Here is a 16580-nt window from a genome sequence, read left to right on the forward strand (position 1 = left end):
TTTTCGTCTTTTAAAACACGATTTCTGCTTTTTATTTTATTGCAGTAAAGTTTTATAACTCCCTGTCCGATAAAGCTTATTCAGAATCACTACCGAAACCGCAAGAGTTTCTTTCCTGAAGAGAGTAACCTTTACCTTTCTTTAAGGGCACTTTCTGCTACGGTGCCGGTCTGAGTTAGTACGCTGTAACGCCTGGGAACATCAGAGAATGCTTCTTTATGCGATACATCCATTAATCACATAAAGGCATTTATGAAAAAGACGGGAAAATTTAGTCCCTCCCTGCTCCATCCTCGCTACTGGTTTACCTGGTTTGGTCTGATTATACTCTGGCTGCTGGTGCAGCTCCCTTATCCGGTATTGATTCGCCTTGGCGCTTCGGCTGGCAAGCTCTCGCGTCACTTCCTGAAGCGACGTGAAAAAATTACTCGCCGCAACATGGACCTCTGCTTTCCCCATCTCAGCGAAACGGAGAAAGAACGCATTGTTGCCGAAAACTTCGCCTCGCTGGGTATGGCGCTGGCGGAAACCGGTATCGCCTGGTTCTGGTCAGATCGCCGGGTAAAACGCCTGTTTCAGGTTAAAGGCATTGCGAATCTTCAGCACGCGCAAGATCATAAACGTGGCGTGATGGTGATTGGCGTGCACTTTATGTCGCTGGAGCTGGGCGGTCGTATCACCGGCCTGTGTCAGCCGATGATGGCGATGTATCGTCCCCACAACAATCGCGCCATGGAATGGGCGCAAACCAAAGGGCGTATGCGCTCCAATAAAGCGATGATCGACCGCAAAGACCTGCGCGGTATGGTTCATGCTCTGAAGCAGGGCGAAGCGGTCTGGTTCGCCCCGGATCAGGATTACGGCCCAAAAGGCAGTATCTTCGCCCCGCTGTTTGCCGTTGATAAGGCTGCTACCACCAATGGCACCTATGTGCTGTCGAGACTGGCTAAGCCCGCCATGCTAACCATTGTGCTGATTCGTAACCGTAACAAAGATGGCTACCAGTTGATTATCGAGCCGGAACTGGAAGGTTATCCCTATGACGATGAGTCCGCTGCGGCAGCCTATATGAACAAGGTGATCGAAACCGAAATTCTGCGTGCGCCGGAGCAATATCTCTGGCTGCATCGCCGCTTTAAAACCCGTCCGCCGGGTGAAACCTCCCTTTACGTCTGAATTCCTGAGCAGGCCCCGCGGCCTGCTTTTTTTTGCTGATCGCACCCATTGACCAGCGTTAGTCGTACAGGCGCACCGTAACGACCCTCCCCTGATTGCCTCTGACTTTTCCTTATTCTGACGCCACATCAGATAACTGCCCTCACTTTCGATTAAGATGAAAACACATGTTTTCCTGCCGTCGACAGTGAGTAATAAGATGGAACAGAGCTTTGCCGCCGGGTTGCAGCGCCCGTTTTATGATGATCGTTTAACGCCTTATATTGAAATTGATGCGCTGCGGCTGAGACGTAATCTGATACAGATGCAGCACAAAGCGCAGGCAGCTAACGTCACTCTGCGCCCACACGTGAAAACCCATAAAAGCGTGATGATTGCCCGACAGCAGCGTGAGCTGGGCGCACGGGGGATTACCGTATCCAAACCCAGCGAAGCTATCGCTTTTATTCGGGGCGGCGAGCGCGATCTGTTACTGGCTTATCCGGTGATCAAAGCGGAAACCCTGTCTGACCTGTTGCAGGTCGCTGCTACGCATCAGGCCCGCCTTACACTGATTGCAGACAGCCATGCGGGCGTCGAGGCCATTGCGGAAGCAGCACGCACCCGGCCGGAAACAAATATTGCTGTCGCGATTAAAGTGGACGTTGGGCTGCATCGTATTGGTGTTGATCCCTATTCTGATGCGGCGATTCAGCTGGCACAGGAGATAACCGACCATGGGCTACATTTTGCCGGTTTGCTTGCCCATGCCGGTCACGCTTATGGCGCAGGTCATCCAGAGGCCATCAGCGTCATTGCCGCAGAAGAAGCGCATTTAATGAAAAGCCTGCAGGCGCGTCTGATTGCGGCCGGGTTTACGCCCTGCCCGCTTTCCGTTGGCGCAACACCTACCGTGCTTGCAGCGCCCATTGCCAGCAGCATTACTGAGATCCGCCCGGGAAACTATGCGCTGTTAGACCTGACGGCCTGTCGGCTCGGCCTGAGCGCAGCGGATAACCTGGCCCTTACGGTGATGACCCGGGTAGTGGCGGTTAATACACATTACGCGATTATTGATGCTGGCTCGAAAATGCTCAGTTCAGACAAAGGGCCGCACGGCACCAGTGCCAACGGTTTTGGTATCGCAGTGGACGAACAAGGGCAATGTTACGAAGTGAGTAAGTTGTCTGAGGAGCATGGCTTTATTGCTTACCCGCCACATGCTGCACCGCAGCCAGGCAGCCTGTTACGCATCTTCCCCAATCACAGCTGTGCGGTGATGGCGCAATCCGACACCTTTGTACTGCGACGGGAAGATGGCAGCGGAGAAAGATGGCCCATTGAGGGACGGGGACAGTTTCTCTGACGCTCCGGCCCGGATGTGCTGCAACACAATACAGGTAAACGCCACTTGTTACACACTTCCGGGCACAGGCAGTTTGCCGTCCAGAACTGGCATGTTTTAATCATCTTTTCGTCTCAGGAGGTTACATGTTGTCATCCCGCACCCTCAGCCTGACCATTCCCCGCAACTGGCTGGATCTGTATGAAACTATCTGGAAGCCGGAGTATTTTCCAAAATGGGCCTCCGGTTTAAGTCACGGACCGCTGGAGCCGGAAGGCAATTACTGGAAAGCGAAAGGACCCACCGGCACGGTGAAGATCCGTTTTACACCACACAACCCCTATGGCGTCATGGATCACTGGGTTAATACTGGCACTGGCAAAGATATTTACGTGCCGATGCGCGTTATCGCCAATGAACAAGGGGCGGAAGTAATGATAACGGTTTATCGCCAGTCGTTGATGTCTGATGAGAAATTTGAACGGGACATTGCCTGGGTAAAACGTGATCTCAATAACCTCTGTCGCCTGTTAACACGGTAAAATCACGCGCTGGCCGGACGCTGACTCTATTTATTGCTGGCTTCGGCAGCAAGACAGATTATTTTTTTGCTCAGCACAACTAATCTGTTTTTTTCTCATCTTCTGCCCAGGCTGGTTTAGCCGACAGCGTTGCTAAAGCATAGCGCTCAGGAAACTCCTGGCTCAGAAAACGCACCAGGTCCGCGTAGCGCTTGATCGATCAGGCGGTTGTTTATTTTCCTGCGCGCCAGGCCGGAGAACAATGTTTGATAATAATTAACTAATTAAGAAATCATTAAACCCGCACTGACGTATAAGCATGAAAATTCTGAAACCATTTCTTTATGATAAAAAATTATCGGAGTTTTCTCATGGTGTTTATTTAAAAAAAACAGGGTATAACCTGACTGACACAGCAATGTCTATAACAATGCCAGCGGGAAAGATGAAATTGGAACGTTCAGCTTATCCATTGCTTTCTGAAAAACAGTTTGTTGAGATTGCCAGACGTATATTGACTGGAAAATATATCACTACCACAGGATTCATGGACGATCTTGTGGGTTTCCTCCTGACTGCAGGTGATACCGATAAGATAAATGCCAACCGTTACTCCAGGGATATTTATTTTCTTGCTGAGCATCATTTAATTGAAAGCATAATAACCTGGCAGTCCTGGCCCGGTATTTCAGGGTTAAGGCAGGAAAAGTTGCATTAATGACTTTCTGCATGAGTGCGAGTGTTTGCTTGCTTCATGTACCCTTACTTTTTGCACTGGTACACGTACCATAACGAGCATACTATGGCGATACGAGATAAGAGTTTTACCGCCGCGAAGTGGTCAGCATTATCGTCCATTAAAATCGTTGGAATAGGCGTTTTACAATTATCCCTTCTGGCTCAAATACTTGAAGCTAAAGAGTTACATTTACTGGCGATCGCCATCGTCCTGTTGTTGGTGATCGATACGCTGTCCGACCGCGGATTTTCTAACAGCCTTATTCGTAGCGGAAAACTTTCTGACAGAGAGCTTTCTGTACTTTACTGGGGTAATGTTTTTATCGGCCTGGTTATTTTCTCGGTTATTTTTATCGGCAGCGATATTTTTAGCCACCTGATGAACCAGCCGGAACTGGCTATCATGCTGGAAATGCTGTCGGTGATCTTTATTATTATCCCGCAAGGCCAGCACTACCGCGCAATATTGCAGCGCGAAAAAGAATATACAAAAATCGCCTTTACTGAGATTATATCCGTAGTGACCGGCCTCGGCGTAACGCTGTTTACCGTCTGGCTGACGCCATCGGTTTTATGTGCGCTCTGGGGTTATCTGGCGATGATTTCGATCAGAATGTTAATCTACTGCTATTACGGGCGTCCGTGGTTTCAGCCCGAATATCGCTTCAGCATAAAGAGCATGACTCAAATTCATGCCAGGAACGGATAAATATAACAAGTCTGTATGGTGGGCTCTGGGCATCTGAAAGGATGCGTTCGCGTGCTGCAAAACAGCACGCTTTTTTCTTTTTAGCGTTTTGCCTGCAGGCACGCTGCTGACACAGCCCCGAATTTATTCAGCCTGTTGTCGCTGTCTCTCCCCCTCCCGTTTTAGGCCGCGCTGTCCTTCTTCTCTCCCTCAACTCATCTTCTGACCAGCCGTTAAACCCACCACCGTCCGGACACGATATTGAAATAATTTATGCATTGCTTGCGACATCACGTCATCATAAGCGCAGTCGCCACGCCTCGCGCACGGCAACGGATTAGTTTTTCTTGTGTCAGATCGCCTGGCTTAGAAAAACTTAATAGCGGCAGCGGGCGTTAATCTTTAGCCTTGCCGCCAACGTTGTGGAGTTACCTATGTTATTAACCGTTCTCTATATTATTGGCATCACGGCGGAAGCCATGACCGGCGCGCTGGCGGCCGGACGACGCAAAATGGATCTATTTGGGGTGATTATTATCGCCTCGGTCACCGCGATCGGTGGTGGTTCGGTACGCGATATTTTGCTCGGCCACTACCCACTCGGCTGGGTAAAGCACCCTGAATACATCATGATCGTGGCCGCCGCCGCGGTTATCACCACCTTTCTGGCGCCGCTGATGACACATCTGCGCAAGGTGTTTCTGGTGCTTGATGCGCTGGGGCTGGTGGTGTTTTCTATTATCGGAGCCCAGGTGGCGCTGGATAGCGGACATGCTGCCGTTATTGCCGCCATCAGCGCGGTGATTACCGGCGTTTTTGGCGGCGTATTACGCGATATGTTCTGTAATCGTATTCCGCTGGTGTTTCAAAAAGAACTTTATGCAGGCATCGCTTTCGCCTCAGGATGGATGTATATCCTGTTGCTGAAAACGTCTATGTCCCCGGGCCTTGTCATCATTGTGACACTGCTGTTCGGTTTTCTTGCGCGTCTGATTGCGCTGCGCTTCCGCCTCGGCCTGCCGGTTTTCAACTACCCCCACCCCGAGCAGTGACGGCATGTGTGGAATTCCCTGTTGCTGCAGAAAAGCGATCAGTTGCTGTATCTGCGCGTCATGCAGATAGCTGACAATTTTTCCCGCCAGGACGGTGCCGACCCCGGGCAGTTGCTGCCAGTCGGCCGCCTGGCGCGACAATAAGCTCTCCCAGCGATCGTCTGCCAGCGCGTTAAGTGCCGCTTGCGGCAGCGGCAGCCCCAGCGCACTGAGCCAGCGACGTAGCGGCTGCTGGCGCGTCAGATTGAATCTGTGCCAGAGTTGCCGGGCGCGTGCCGCAGAGATGCCTGACGCCGCGGCGATCTGCTCCGGACGCAGCGTCAGCCATGAAAACAGATGGGTAAGCTCACCGGTAGCAAGCAGCCGTTGCCAGGTGCTGCGTTGTACGCCAGCAATATCCAGCACATTTTTCTGGCTCAGCCAGCTCAGGCGCGCAAGAAATTGCTCACGACATTCAGGGGTCGCGAAAAGGCAACTTAACGCATGCCGGCTTTTGCCATCTGGTGGGTGCGGATAGTGACGTTCAGCGACCCGCCAGATCACCCGTTCCAGCCGCGGAATCCCCTGCCCGGCCAGGCTGAGGGCGACCTGATCGCCGGGTAAAATATCCAGCTGCTGCCAGCGACGAACCGAACCGATGCTGACACGTTTTACCGTTTTATCGTCCAGTTGAACCGGCAGCAGATTAAGCACCACAGATATTTTCCCGGTGCGTCCAACCGCAAAATCTACTGATACTACTTCACTGCTGACCACCAGCGGCTGGTATTTCCAGGCGGCCGCCCATTCTCCCTGACCGGGCAACCAGTTTTTTCCCGCAGGACGCTGAGCCTGATGAATCACCACACCGTCGGTAGTAAAAGGCAGAGCCGTATGAAACCAGTGGTCGCGCCAGCGGGCGACATCCTCTTCATCCTGCATTCCCGGCTCCATTGTTTCGCCAGCGTAAAACCCCAGCGCCCCAGTTGCTCCAGCCGGTCAGTCATGGCTTGCGGTCCGTCAGGCCAGGCCCAGATAAAAATCCCCAGCCGGGACAATAGCGGGCTGTTGCCTTTACTCATCATGGCCCCCGCCACCTGCGCCCGGGCATTTTTACCGCCCTGCGCCGCCTGTTGATGATCGTTCATCAACAGAAAAAGCTCACCCTGTAAAACCACGTCGGGTAGTTCGGTGTCGATGCGGGGCGGAATCGCCGGGATCGCATGCGCTTTCTCAATCCATTCCTCACCCCGTAGGCCATCGCCCCGGCTGATCAGCGACACCAGCCGGCCGTGACGATAAACCAGCGTCACGGCCAGACCGTCAACTTTTGGCTGTACCCAAAGCGAGGTCTTGCCCTGCATCCAGTAAGCCACAGCCAGCTTATCCGCCAGCTTTTTTACCCCGGTATGCGCAACCGGATGCAGACGATCGCCCTGATCAGGCAGACGGGCGCTGTAGTCGCGCACATCCGGCTGGAAGCAGCGCTGCCACCCGATAAGCCGTTGCTGCAGGCTGTCGTAATCGGCGTCAGTGACCAGACTTTTCCCCTGGCTGTAGTAAGCGTCATCCCAGTGACGCAACTGCTGTTTCAGCAGCGCGATCTCTTTCCCGGCTCGCGCCGGTGTCCATGCGGGGCAGGCTGCCGTGACATCGCAAAGAAAAATTATGCCCGCCGCCATCAGCACGCTTTGCCATCCCTTCATTGTTTCGCTCCCTGCTGGTTTGTGGTTATTGAAAAACGCCACAGGTTTCACCGCCAGGGCAAGCGCGACAAAATGGAAGCTAATGCGCAGGAAGAACGTGCAAATTGCAGGTTTCTGTTTCAGTCTGGAAAACGACTCTGAAAAGAAATGACGCAGCGGCGCTGCGTGGCGGGGATAAGCCGTGTATAATGTGCAGGAAATCGACTCCGCTCTTTATTCAATTCAAGATAATCATGGTTCAAGGCACGCTTTATATTGTTTCCGCCCCCAGCGGCGCGGGTAAATCCAGCCTGATTCAGGCACTGTTAAAGACACAGCCGCTGTACGATACGCAGGTGTCTGTTTCTCACACCACCCGCGGCATACGCCCTGGTGAAGTCCATGGCGAACATTACTTTTTCGTGTCAAAAGCGGAGTTTGAGTCGATGATCGCTGAGGACGCTTTCCTGGAACATGCGGAAGTCTTCGGCAACTATTACGGGACGTCACGCAAAGCGATTGAGCAGATACTCTCTACAGGCGTAGACGTTTTCCTGGATATCGACTGGCAAGGCGCGCAGCAGATTCGCGCCAGAATGCCCGCAGCTCGCAGCATCTTTGTGCTGCCGCCCTCGAAAGATGAACTGGATCGTCGCCTGCGTGGCCGCGGTCAGGACAGCGAAGAGGTGATTGCCCGCCGGATGGCGCAGGCTGTTGCGGAAATGAGTCACTACGCCGAGTATGATTATTTAATTGTGAATGATGATTTCGACCTGGCGCTGTCGGATCTGAAAACCATCATTCGTGCGGAACGTTTGCGGATGGACCGCCAGAAAGCCCGACATGATGCTTTAATCAGCAAACTATTGGCAGTCTGAATTCAGTTTCAGTATGATGCCCAGTCATTTCTTCATCTGTGGAGTAGCACACCTATGGCCCGCGTAACCGTTCAGGACGCAGTAGAAAAAATTGGTAACCGTTTTGACCTGGTGTTGGTCGCTGCACGTCGTGCACGTCAGATGCAGGTTGGCGGTAAAGATCCGCTGGTACCGGAAGAGAACGACAAGCCTACCGTTATCGCCCTGCGCGAAATCGAAGAAGGTTTGATCACTAATCAGATTCTGGATGTGCGTGATCGTCAGGAGCAGCAAGAGCAGGAAGCCGCTGAATTACAAGCTGTCACCGCTATCGCTGAAGGTCGTCGTTAATCGTACCTTGCAGGTTAACCTTGTATCTGTTCGAAAGTCTCAATCAGCTGATTGAAAAATACTTGCCTGAGGACCAGATTAAGCGCCTCAAGCAAGCTTACCTTGTCGCGCGTGATGCTCACGAGGGACAGACACGCTCCAGCGGCGAGCCTTATATCACCCATCCGGTTGCAGTCGCCTGCATTCTGGCGGAGATGAAGCTGGATCATGAAACCCTCATGGCCGCGCTGCTGCACGACGTCATTGAAGACACCGCTGCAACCTACCAGGATATGGAACAGCTGTTCGGCAAAAGCGTTGCCGAACTGGTGGAAGGCGTTTCCAAGCTCGACAAGCTGAAATTCCGCGACAAGAAAGAGGCGCAGGCCGAAAACTTCCGCAAGATGATCATGGCGATGGTGCAGGATATCCGCGTCATTCTGATCAAGCTGGCGGACCGCACCCATAATATGCGCACGCTGGGCGCCCTGCGCCCGGACAAGCGTCGCCGCATTGCGCTGGAAACCCTGGAAATTTATAGCCCGCTGGCTCATCGCCTGGGTATTCATCACCTGAAAACTGAGCTGGAAGAGCTGGGTTTCGAAGCGCTGTATCCGAATCGCTATCGTGTCATCAAAGAGGTGGTGAAGGCGGCACGCGGCAACCGTAAGGAGATGATTCAGAAGATCCTTGCGGAAATCGATGGCCGGCTGCAGGAAGCGGGCATCGGCTGTCGCGTCAGTGGACGTGAGAAACATCTCTACTCTATCTACCGTAAAATGACGCTGAAAGAGCAGCGATTTCACTCGATCATGGACATTTATGCCTTTCGCGTGATTGTGAAGGATGTGGATACCTGTTATCGCGTGCTCGGTCAGATGCACAGCCTGTATAAGCCGCGTCCCGGACGCGTCAAAGATTATATCGCTATCCCGAAGGCCAACGGCTATCAGTCGCTGCATACTTCGATGATCGGCCCGCACGGCGTGCCGGTAGAAGTACAGATCCGTACCGAAGATATGGATCAGATGGCTGAAATGGGGGTTGCGGCGCACTGGGCCTATAAACAGGCCGGTGAAAGCGGCACCACCGCCCAGATCCGTGCTCAACGCTGGCTGCAGAGCCTGCTGGAGCTGCAGCAGAGCGCAGGCAACTCCTTTGAATTTATCGAGAGCGTAAAATCCGATCTTTTCCCTGATGAGATTTACGTTTTCACTCCGGAAGGCCGTATTGTTGAACTGCCCGCCGGTGCGACGCCCGTTGACTTCGCTTATGCCGTGCATACCGACATTGGGCATGCCTGCGTGGGCGCGCGCGTCGATCGTCAGCCCTACCCGCTTTCGCAACCGCTGGCCAGCGGTCAGACGGTGGAAATTATTACTGCGCCAGGCGCCCGTCCTAATGCCGCCTGGCTCAACTTTGTGGTCAGCTCAAAAGCGCGCGCCAAGATTCGTCAGCTGCTGAAAAACCTGAAGCGGGAAGATTCGGTTAACCTGGGTCGCCGCCTGCTCAGCCATGCACTGGGCGGCAGTCGCAAACTGGCAGAAATTCCGCCGGAGAACATTCAGCAGGAGCTGGAGCGTATGAAGCTCGCCAGCCTGGATGATCTGCTGGCGGAGATCGGGCTTGGCAACGCCATGAGCGTGGTAATCGCTAAAAATCTGCTCCAGTCGGGTACCGCGAAGCTGACCAGCAACAAACGCAGCAAGCTGCCGATCAAGGGCGCAGATGGCGTACTCATTACTTTTGCCAAGTGCTGCCGTCCTATTCCTGGTGACCCGATCGTGGCGCATGTCAGTCCGGGCAAAGGCCTGGTGGTGCATCACGAATCCTGTCGTAATATTCGTGGTTACCAGAAAGAGCCGGAGAAATTTATGCCGGTTGAATGGGATAAAGTGACCGATCAGGAATTTGTCGCCGAAATCAAAGTGGATATGTTTAACCACCAGGGCGCACTGGCTAACCTGACCGCAGCGATCAATACTGCCGGCTCCAATATTCAGAGCCTTAATACGGAAGAGCGTGATGGCCGCGTATACAGCGCTTTTATCCGCTTAACCGCTCACGATCGCGTCCATCTGGCGAACATTATGCGCAAAATACGTGTAATGCCGGATGTGATTAAAGTTCACCGAAACCGTAATTAGTGCATGAACGCTCAACGTTTTGCTCGTATACGCGAGATGCTGGCCCTGCGCCAGCACGATCTCACGGTGTGCATGGAACAGGTGCATAAGCCGCACAACGTCTCTGCCGTGATTCGTACCGCCGATGCCGTGGGTATTCATGAGGTGCATGCCGTCTGGCCCAGCCAGCGCATGCGCACCGTGGTTTCCTCTTCCGCAGGCAGTAATAGCTGGGTCAAAGTTACCACCCATCGCACCATTGGCGAGGCCGTTGGCCATCTCAAGGGACAAAAGATGCAGGTACTGGCGACTCATCTCTCCGCGAAGGCCGTTGATTTCCGCGAAATCGACTATACCCAGCCTACCTGTATCCTGATGGGACAAGAGAAAACCGGTATCACCGAAGAGGCGCTGGCGCTGGCCGATCAAGATATTATTATTCCTATGGTGGGCATGGTGCAGTCACTGAACGTCTCGGTGGCATCGGCGCTCATTCTGTATGAAGCGCAACGCCAGCGGCAAAATGCTGGTATGTATCAGCGCGATCACAGCCTGCTGGATGAGAATGAACAGCAGCGTTTGCTGTTTGAAGGCGGCTATCCGGTACTGGCGCGCGTAGCGCGGCAGAAAGGTCTTCCCTATCCGCATATCAATGCGCAGGGGGAAGTTGAAGCCGACCCCAGCTGGTGGGCGACCATGCAAGCAACGGGCAAAAAATGAAAGGCCGCCTGCTGGATGCCATTCCGCTCAGCACTCTGACCGGCGTCGGCGCCAGTCAGGCCGCCAGGCTCGCCAAACTTGGCCTGTATACCCTCCAGGATCTGCTGCTGCATCTGCCGCTGCGCTACGAAGACCGCACCCACCTTTATGCGATTAACGATCTGCTGCCGGGCATCTGGGCCACCGTCGAAGGCGAGGTGCTGCATACCGACGTGACTTTTGGCCGTCGCCGTATGATGGTTTGTCAGATTAGCGATGGCAGCGGCCTGCTCACCATGCGCTTTTTCAACTTTAACGCCGGTATGAAAAACAGCCTGGCGCCAGGCCGACGCGTCACCGCTTACGGTGAAATCAAACGCGGCCAGCGCGGGGCAGAGATGATCCATCCGGAATATCGCTTGCAGGGCGAGCATGGCGGCGTTGAGCTGCAGGAGACGCTGACGCCGGTCTACCCCACCACGGAAGGGATACGTCAGGCTACGCTGCGCAACCTCACTGACCAGGCGCTGACCCTGCTGGAAAACTGTCCGATCGCCGAGTTGCTGCCGCCTGAGCTGAGCCGTGGGCTAATCAGTCTGCCGGAGGCGTTACGTATTCTGCACCGACCACCGCCGGACCTGAAACTCAGCGAACTGGAGAGTGGGCAGCATCCGGCCCAGCGACGTCTGATTCTGGAGGAGCTGCTGGCGCATAACCTCAGCATGCTGGCGGTCCGCGCTGGCGCGCAGCGCTATCATGCCTTGTCCATGCCCTCCTGCCATACGCTGAGCGATAAACTGCTGGCGGCGCTGCCCTTTTCTCCCACTAATGCGCAGCGCCGCGTCGTGGCAGAAATCGAACGCGACCTGGCGAATGACTTCCCCATGATGCGTCTGGTACAGGGCGACGTTGGCTCAGGCAAAACGCTGGTGGCGGCGCTGGCAGCCCTGAACGTCATTGCTTATGGCAAACAGGTCGCGCTGATGGCCCCGACTGAACTGCTGGCAGAGCAGCACGCGAATAACTTCCGCCAGTGGTTTGCGCCGCTGGGGCTTGAGGTGGGCTGGCTGGCAGGCAAGCAGAAAGGGAAAGCGCGTCAGGCGCAACAGGAGGCGATCGCCAGCGGTCAGGTCGCTATGGTTGTCGGCACCCATGCGCTGTTTCAGGAGCAGGTGCAGTTTAACGGCCTCGCCCTGGTGATTATTGATGAGCAGCACCGTTTTGGCGTGCATCAGCGCCTGGCCCTGTGGGAGAAAGGGGAAGAACAGGGATTTCATCCTCACCAGCTGATCATGACGGCGACCCCCATCCCGCGTACACTGGCCATGACCGCCTATGCCGATCTCGACACCTCAACCATTGATGAACTGCCGCCAGGCCGTACGCCAGTCACTACCGTGGCCATTCCCGACAGCCGCCGCAGCGAGATTATCACCCGCGTTCAGCATGCCTGTCAGGAAGGACGTCAGGCTTACTGGGTCTGTACGCTGATTGAGGAGTCGGAGCTGCTGGAAGCCCAGGCTGCGGAAGCGACCTGGGAGGAGTTGAAGAATCTGCTGCCCGACCTGAATATCGGTCTGGTACATGGGCGCATGAAGCCCGCCGAGAAACAGCAAGTGATGCAGGCCTTCAAGCTGAATCAGTTGCAGCTGCTGGTGGCGACCACTGTGATTGAAGTCGGCGTTGACGTGCCCAACGCCAGCCTGATGATTATTGAGAATCCGGAGCGACTGGGGCTGGCGCAGCTGCATCAGCTGCGTGGCCGCGTTGGCCGCGGCGCGGTTGCATCGCATTGTGTACTGCTCTACAAAGCGCCGCTCAGCAAAACAGCGCAGAGACGTCTGCAGGTGCTACGCGACAGCAATGATGGCTTCGTTATCGCCCAGCACGATTTAGAAATCCGCGGCCCCGGCGAGCTGCTGGGTACGCGTCAGACCGGCAATGCGGAGTTTAAGGTGGCTGACCTGTTGCGCGATCAGGCCATGGTTCCTGAAGTGCAGCGCGTAGCCCGCCATATTCATCAGCACTATCCGGAACAGGCTGAAGCGCTGATTGAGCGCTGGCTGCCGGAAACCGAGCGCTACACCAACGTCTGATGACTTCTTTTACGCCTGGCTTAGCAAACGTTTGCTTTTGCCCGGCAGATGATTAAAATCGCCACTTTGTTTTTCGGGAACAGAGAAAATGTCCGTCAATCCCCAGCATGTCGCTGCCTCCGGCACCCCCGCCCAGACGAAAAGTGAACTGATTTATCGCCTTGACGATCGCCCACCGCTACCGCAGACCCTGTTTGCCGCCTGCCAGCATCTGCTGGCGATGTTCGTGGCGGTGATTACCCCGGCCCTGCTGATCTGTCAGGCGCTGGGTCTGCCCGCCCGGGATACGCAGCATATTATCAGCATGTCGCTGTTCGCTTCCGGCGTCGCCTCGCTGTTACAAATCAAAACCTGGGGACCGGTGGGTTCAGGGCTGCTCTCGATTCAGGGCACCAGCTTTAACTTTGTGACGCCGCTGATTATGGGCGGGCTGGCGCTGAAGAATGGCGGCGCGGATGTGCCTGCCATGATGGCAGCGCTGTTCGGTACGCTGATGGTCGCCTCCTGTACCGAAATGGTGCTGTCACGCGTGCTGCATCTTGCCCGCCGCATTATTACGCCGCTGGTCTCCGGCATCGTGGTGATGATTATTGGCCTGTCGCTGATTCAGGTGGGATTGACCTCTATCGGCGGCGGCTTTGCCGCGCTCAACGATCACAGCTTCGGCGCCCCGAAAAATTTACTGCTGGCCGGTATGGTACTGGCGGTAATTATCCTGCTGAACCGCCAGCGCAATCCCTGGTTGCGCGTTGCATCGCTGGTTATCGCCATGGCCGCTGGCTATCTGCTGGCCTGGCTGCTCGACATGCTGCCTGAAAGCAGCGCCACAGAGAGCGCGCCGCTGGTGGCGATCCCTACGCCGCTCTATTACGGACTCGGCTTCGACTGGAATCTGCTTATCCCGTTGATGCTGGTTTTTATGGTGACCTCACTGGAAACCATTGGCGATATTACAGCAACCTCCGATGTGTCTGAGCAACCCGTACGCGGGCCGCTTTATATGAAGCGCCTGAAAGGAGGCGTGCTGGCCAACGGGCTCAACTCCTTTGTATCCGCCCTGTTTAATACCTTTCCTAACTCCTGCTTCGGACAAAATAATGGCGTGATTCAACTTACCGGCGTGGCCAGTCGTTATGTCGGTTTTGTGGTTGCCCTGTTGCTGATCCTGCTGGGACTGTTCCCGGCGGTGAGCGGTTTTGTGCAGCATATTCCGGAACCGGTGCTGGGCGGCGCGACCATTGTAATGTTCGGCACCATTGCCGCCTCGGGCGTACGCATTGTGTCACGGGAAGCCCTGAACCGCCGCGCCATCATGATTATCGCCCTGTCGCTGGCGGTCGGACTGGGGGTTTCGCAGCAACCGCTGATCCTGCAGTTTGCGCCGGAGTGGCTGAAAACACTGCTTTCCTCCGGCATTGCCGCAGGTGGTATTACCGCTATCCTCCTGAATCTGATTTTCCCTCAGGAAAAATGATTTTACCGGCAGGCTCCGGCCTGCCTTGCCTTCCTGCCCTCTATTTATCCGACTTTACATCCAGGCTGTTGAGCTATAACGGTAATTCAGGCATAACAACCTCAGACCGGCTTAATCGGGATGGATGAGATGAAATTTATTGGAAGAGTTCTCCTTACCTTACTGCTACTGATACTGCTCTGCCTGGTGGTTATCTATGTGCTGTTGCAAACCCAATGGGGTGCAGGCTGGCTCAGCCGCTGGGTGAGCGATAAAACCGCATGGCATCTCTCTGTCAGTAAGATTGAGCATAACTTCTCCTCTCCCTCCCACGTACTGCTCAGCGATTTCAGCTTTGGTTACGATGGTCAGCCCGCCGTGGCGCTGGCTAAGCGTCTCGATCTCGGCCTGACGCTGAGACAGTTCAGCGATCCGCTGCATTTTGGCAGCATTGAGCTGCGTGACGGCATGGTGAGTCTTGCTAACCTGAAGGCAGATAAGGGCTTGCCGCTGCAGGCGAATCGCCTGCAGCTCAGCAATGTACGTATCGATAGTCCGCGCAGCCGTCTGCCGTTACAGGCGGAGCAGGTGTATGGCGGCCTGATGCCATGGAAGCCGGTAATGAACGATATGCTGGGCAGCAACAGCCAGTTCCAGATGAGCGCCAGCCGCCTGACCCTGAATGGCGTACCCGGCACCAATGTGCTGATTCAGGGCAGCGTGGATCATAACCGCCTGGTGCTCTCCAATGTGGGTGCCGACCTGGCACGCGGATCTCTGACCGGTAACGGTGAGCGCGATGCGGGCGGCAACTGGAAAATCAGCAATCTGCGCCTGAATGATATCCGGCTGCAGACAGCTCAGAGCCTGGGCGCGTTTTTACAACCGCTGCGCGATCTGCCTTCGATTGAAATTTCGCGGCTGGATATGACCAATGCCCGTCTGCAGGGGCCCGACTGGGCGGTGACTGACCTCGATCTGACGCTGAAAAATATTACCTGGCGCGCCAATGACTGGCAGAGTGAAGATGGCACCCTGGCGATGAATGCCAGCAACTTTATTAACGGCAGCTTTGAACTGATCGATCCTATTCTCAACGCCAGCTTCTCGCCACAAGGCGTTGATTTACAGCAGTTCAGTTCACGCTGGGCGGAGGGGGTACTGCGTGCTTCCGGCAGCTGGACGCGCGCCGATAAACGTCTGACACTGGACGATCTGGCTGTCGCCGGGCTGGAGTATACGCTGCCGCAGACCTGGCGCGATCGCTGGCTGGCGCCACTACCCGACTGGCTGGATAGCGTGCTGGTGAAGAAGCTGAGCGCCAATCGCAACCTGATTATTGATATCAACCCGGCTTTCCCGTTCCAGATGACGGCGCTGGATGGCAACGGCAGAAACCTGTTGCTGGCCCGCCAGCATCAGTGGGGCATCTGGGCCGGGCAGGCGAGTTTTAACGCTGCCGCCGCCACCTTTAACCGCACCGATTTGCGTCATCCGTCGCTGGCGCTGAACGCAGACGAGCAGCAAATTCACGTGACCGAACTGAGCGCTTTCAGCGCTCAGGGGCTGCTGGAAGGCTCCGCAACTGTGGGTCAGCAGCCTGAGCGTCCGCTCACGCTTAATCTCAAGGGCCAGGCCGTGCCGGTGAATATCCTGCATAACTGGGGATGGCCGACATTACCGCTGAGCGGTGACAGCAATTTGCAACTGCAATTGCAGGGCGCGCTCTCTGCGGCCTCACCGCTGCGCCCGACCGTGAACGCGACCCTTGAGGTCATCACCGAGACGCAGTCGTTGCAGCAACGCCTGCGCGCCGGAGAGGTAGAGTAACAAGAGGCTGACGCTTGTCAGCCTCT

13 protein-coding genes and 1 pseudogene are annotated in these 16580 nt (G+C 55.1%); 13 read left to right on the forward strand and 1 reads right to left on the reverse strand.

Features of this window, described 5'->3' with window-relative positions:
* The first annotated feature begins 252 nt into the window (after positions 1-252).
* The 6 genes from lpxP to E0E17_RS06815 all read left to right on the forward strand — a co-directional run bounded on the left by lpxP (position 253) and on the right by E0E17_RS06815 (position 5499).
* The gene (gene lpxP, locus E0E17_RS06790) at positions 253-1176 is read left to right on the forward strand and encodes a kdo(2)-lipid IV(A) palmitoleoyltransferase (protein WP_130832764.1); all 924 of its coding nucleotides are present in this window, start codon (positions 253-255) and stop codon (positions 1174-1176) included.
* 199 nt (positions 1177-1375) lie between these two features.
* Complete coding sequence (locus E0E17_RS06795) at positions 1376-2521, forward strand: alanine racemase (protein ID WP_130832766.1); 1146 nt, start codon at positions 1376-1378, stop codon at positions 2519-2521.
* A gap of 125 nt (positions 2522-2646) precedes the next feature.
* On the forward strand, positions 2647-3042 hold the full coding sequence (locus E0E17_RS06800; protein ID WP_130832768.1) for a polyketide cyclase: 396 nt from the start codon (positions 2647-2649) through the stop codon (positions 3040-3042).
* 298 nt (positions 3043-3340) lie between these two features.
* The gene (locus E0E17_RS06805; RefSeq protein ID WP_237680767.1) at positions 3341-3739 is read left to right on the forward strand and encodes a hypothetical protein; all 399 of its coding nucleotides are present in this window, start codon (positions 3341-3343) and stop codon (positions 3737-3739) included.
* An 84-nt stretch (positions 3740-3823) separates the two neighbouring features.
* Complete coding sequence (locus E0E17_RS06810; RefSeq protein ID WP_130832770.1) at positions 3824-4468, forward strand: oligosaccharide flippase family protein; 645 nt, start codon at positions 3824-3826, stop codon at positions 4466-4468.
* Positions 4469-4881: 413 nt separating this feature from the next.
* The gene (locus E0E17_RS06815) at positions 4882-5499 is read left to right on the forward strand and encodes a trimeric intracellular cation channel family protein (protein ID WP_130832772.1); all 618 of its coding nucleotides are present in this window, start codon (positions 4882-4884) and stop codon (positions 5497-5499) included.
* A gap of 12 nt (positions 5500-5511) precedes the next feature.
* Here E0E17_RS06815 and ligB read toward each other — a convergent pair.
* Positions 5512-7184: pseudogene (gene ligB, locus E0E17_RS06820) on the reverse strand (NAD-dependent DNA ligase LigB); the annotation flags it as partial.
* A 233-nt stretch (positions 7185-7417) separates the two neighbouring features.
* Between ligB and gmk the strand changes: the two are divergent.
* From gmk to E0E17_RS06855, 7 genes are all read left to right on the forward strand, one after another.
* Complete coding sequence (gmk, locus tag E0E17_RS06825) at positions 7418-8041, forward strand: guanylate kinase (protein WP_207302045.1); 624 nt, start codon at positions 7418-7420, stop codon at positions 8039-8041.
* A gap of 54 nt (positions 8042-8095) precedes the next feature.
* On the forward strand, positions 8096-8371 hold the full coding sequence (gene rpoZ / locus E0E17_RS06830; protein WP_017348872.1) for a DNA-directed RNA polymerase subunit omega: 276 nt from the start codon (positions 8096-8098) through the stop codon (positions 8369-8371).
* A 20-nt stretch (positions 8372-8391) separates the two neighbouring features.
* Positions 8392-10497 (forward strand): bifunctional GTP diphosphokinase/guanosine-3',5'-bis pyrophosphate 3'-pyrophosphohydrolase, encoded by a 2106-nt coding sequence (gene spoT / locus E0E17_RS06835; RefSeq protein WP_130832776.1) that lies wholly within the window; start codon positions 8392-8394, stop codon positions 10495-10497.
* Between the two features lie 3 nt (positions 10498-10500).
* On the forward strand, positions 10501-11196 hold the full coding sequence (trmH, locus tag E0E17_RS06840; RefSeq protein ID WP_130832778.1) for a tRNA (guanosine(18)-2'-O)-methyltransferase TrmH: 696 nt from the start codon (positions 10501-10503) through the stop codon (positions 11194-11196).
* On the forward strand, positions 11193-13271 hold the full coding sequence (gene recG / locus E0E17_RS06845) for an ATP-dependent DNA helicase RecG (RefSeq protein ID WP_130832780.1): 2079 nt from the start codon (positions 11193-11195) through the stop codon (positions 13269-13271). The genes trmH and recG overlap by 4 nt, the downstream gene beginning before the upstream one ends.
* A gap of 88 nt (positions 13272-13359) precedes the next feature.
* A complete protein-coding gene (locus E0E17_RS06850; protein ID WP_130832782.1) occupies positions 13360-14745 on the forward strand; it encodes a nucleobase:cation symporter-2 family protein in 1386 nt (461 codons plus the stop codon).
* A gap of 129 nt (positions 14746-14874) precedes the next feature.
* Positions 14875-16554, forward strand: coding sequence for an AsmA family protein (locus E0E17_RS06855; protein WP_130832784.1), 1680 nt, complete (start codon positions 14875-14877; stop codon positions 16552-16554).
* The last annotated feature ends 26 nt before the right edge of the window (positions 16555-16580 follow it).

Origin of the sequence: [Erwinia] mediterraneensis (assembly GCF_900604315.1) — a bacterium.
GTDB lineage: Bacteria > Pseudomonadota > Gammaproteobacteria > Enterobacterales > Enterobacteriaceae > Pantoea > Pantoea mediterraneensis_A.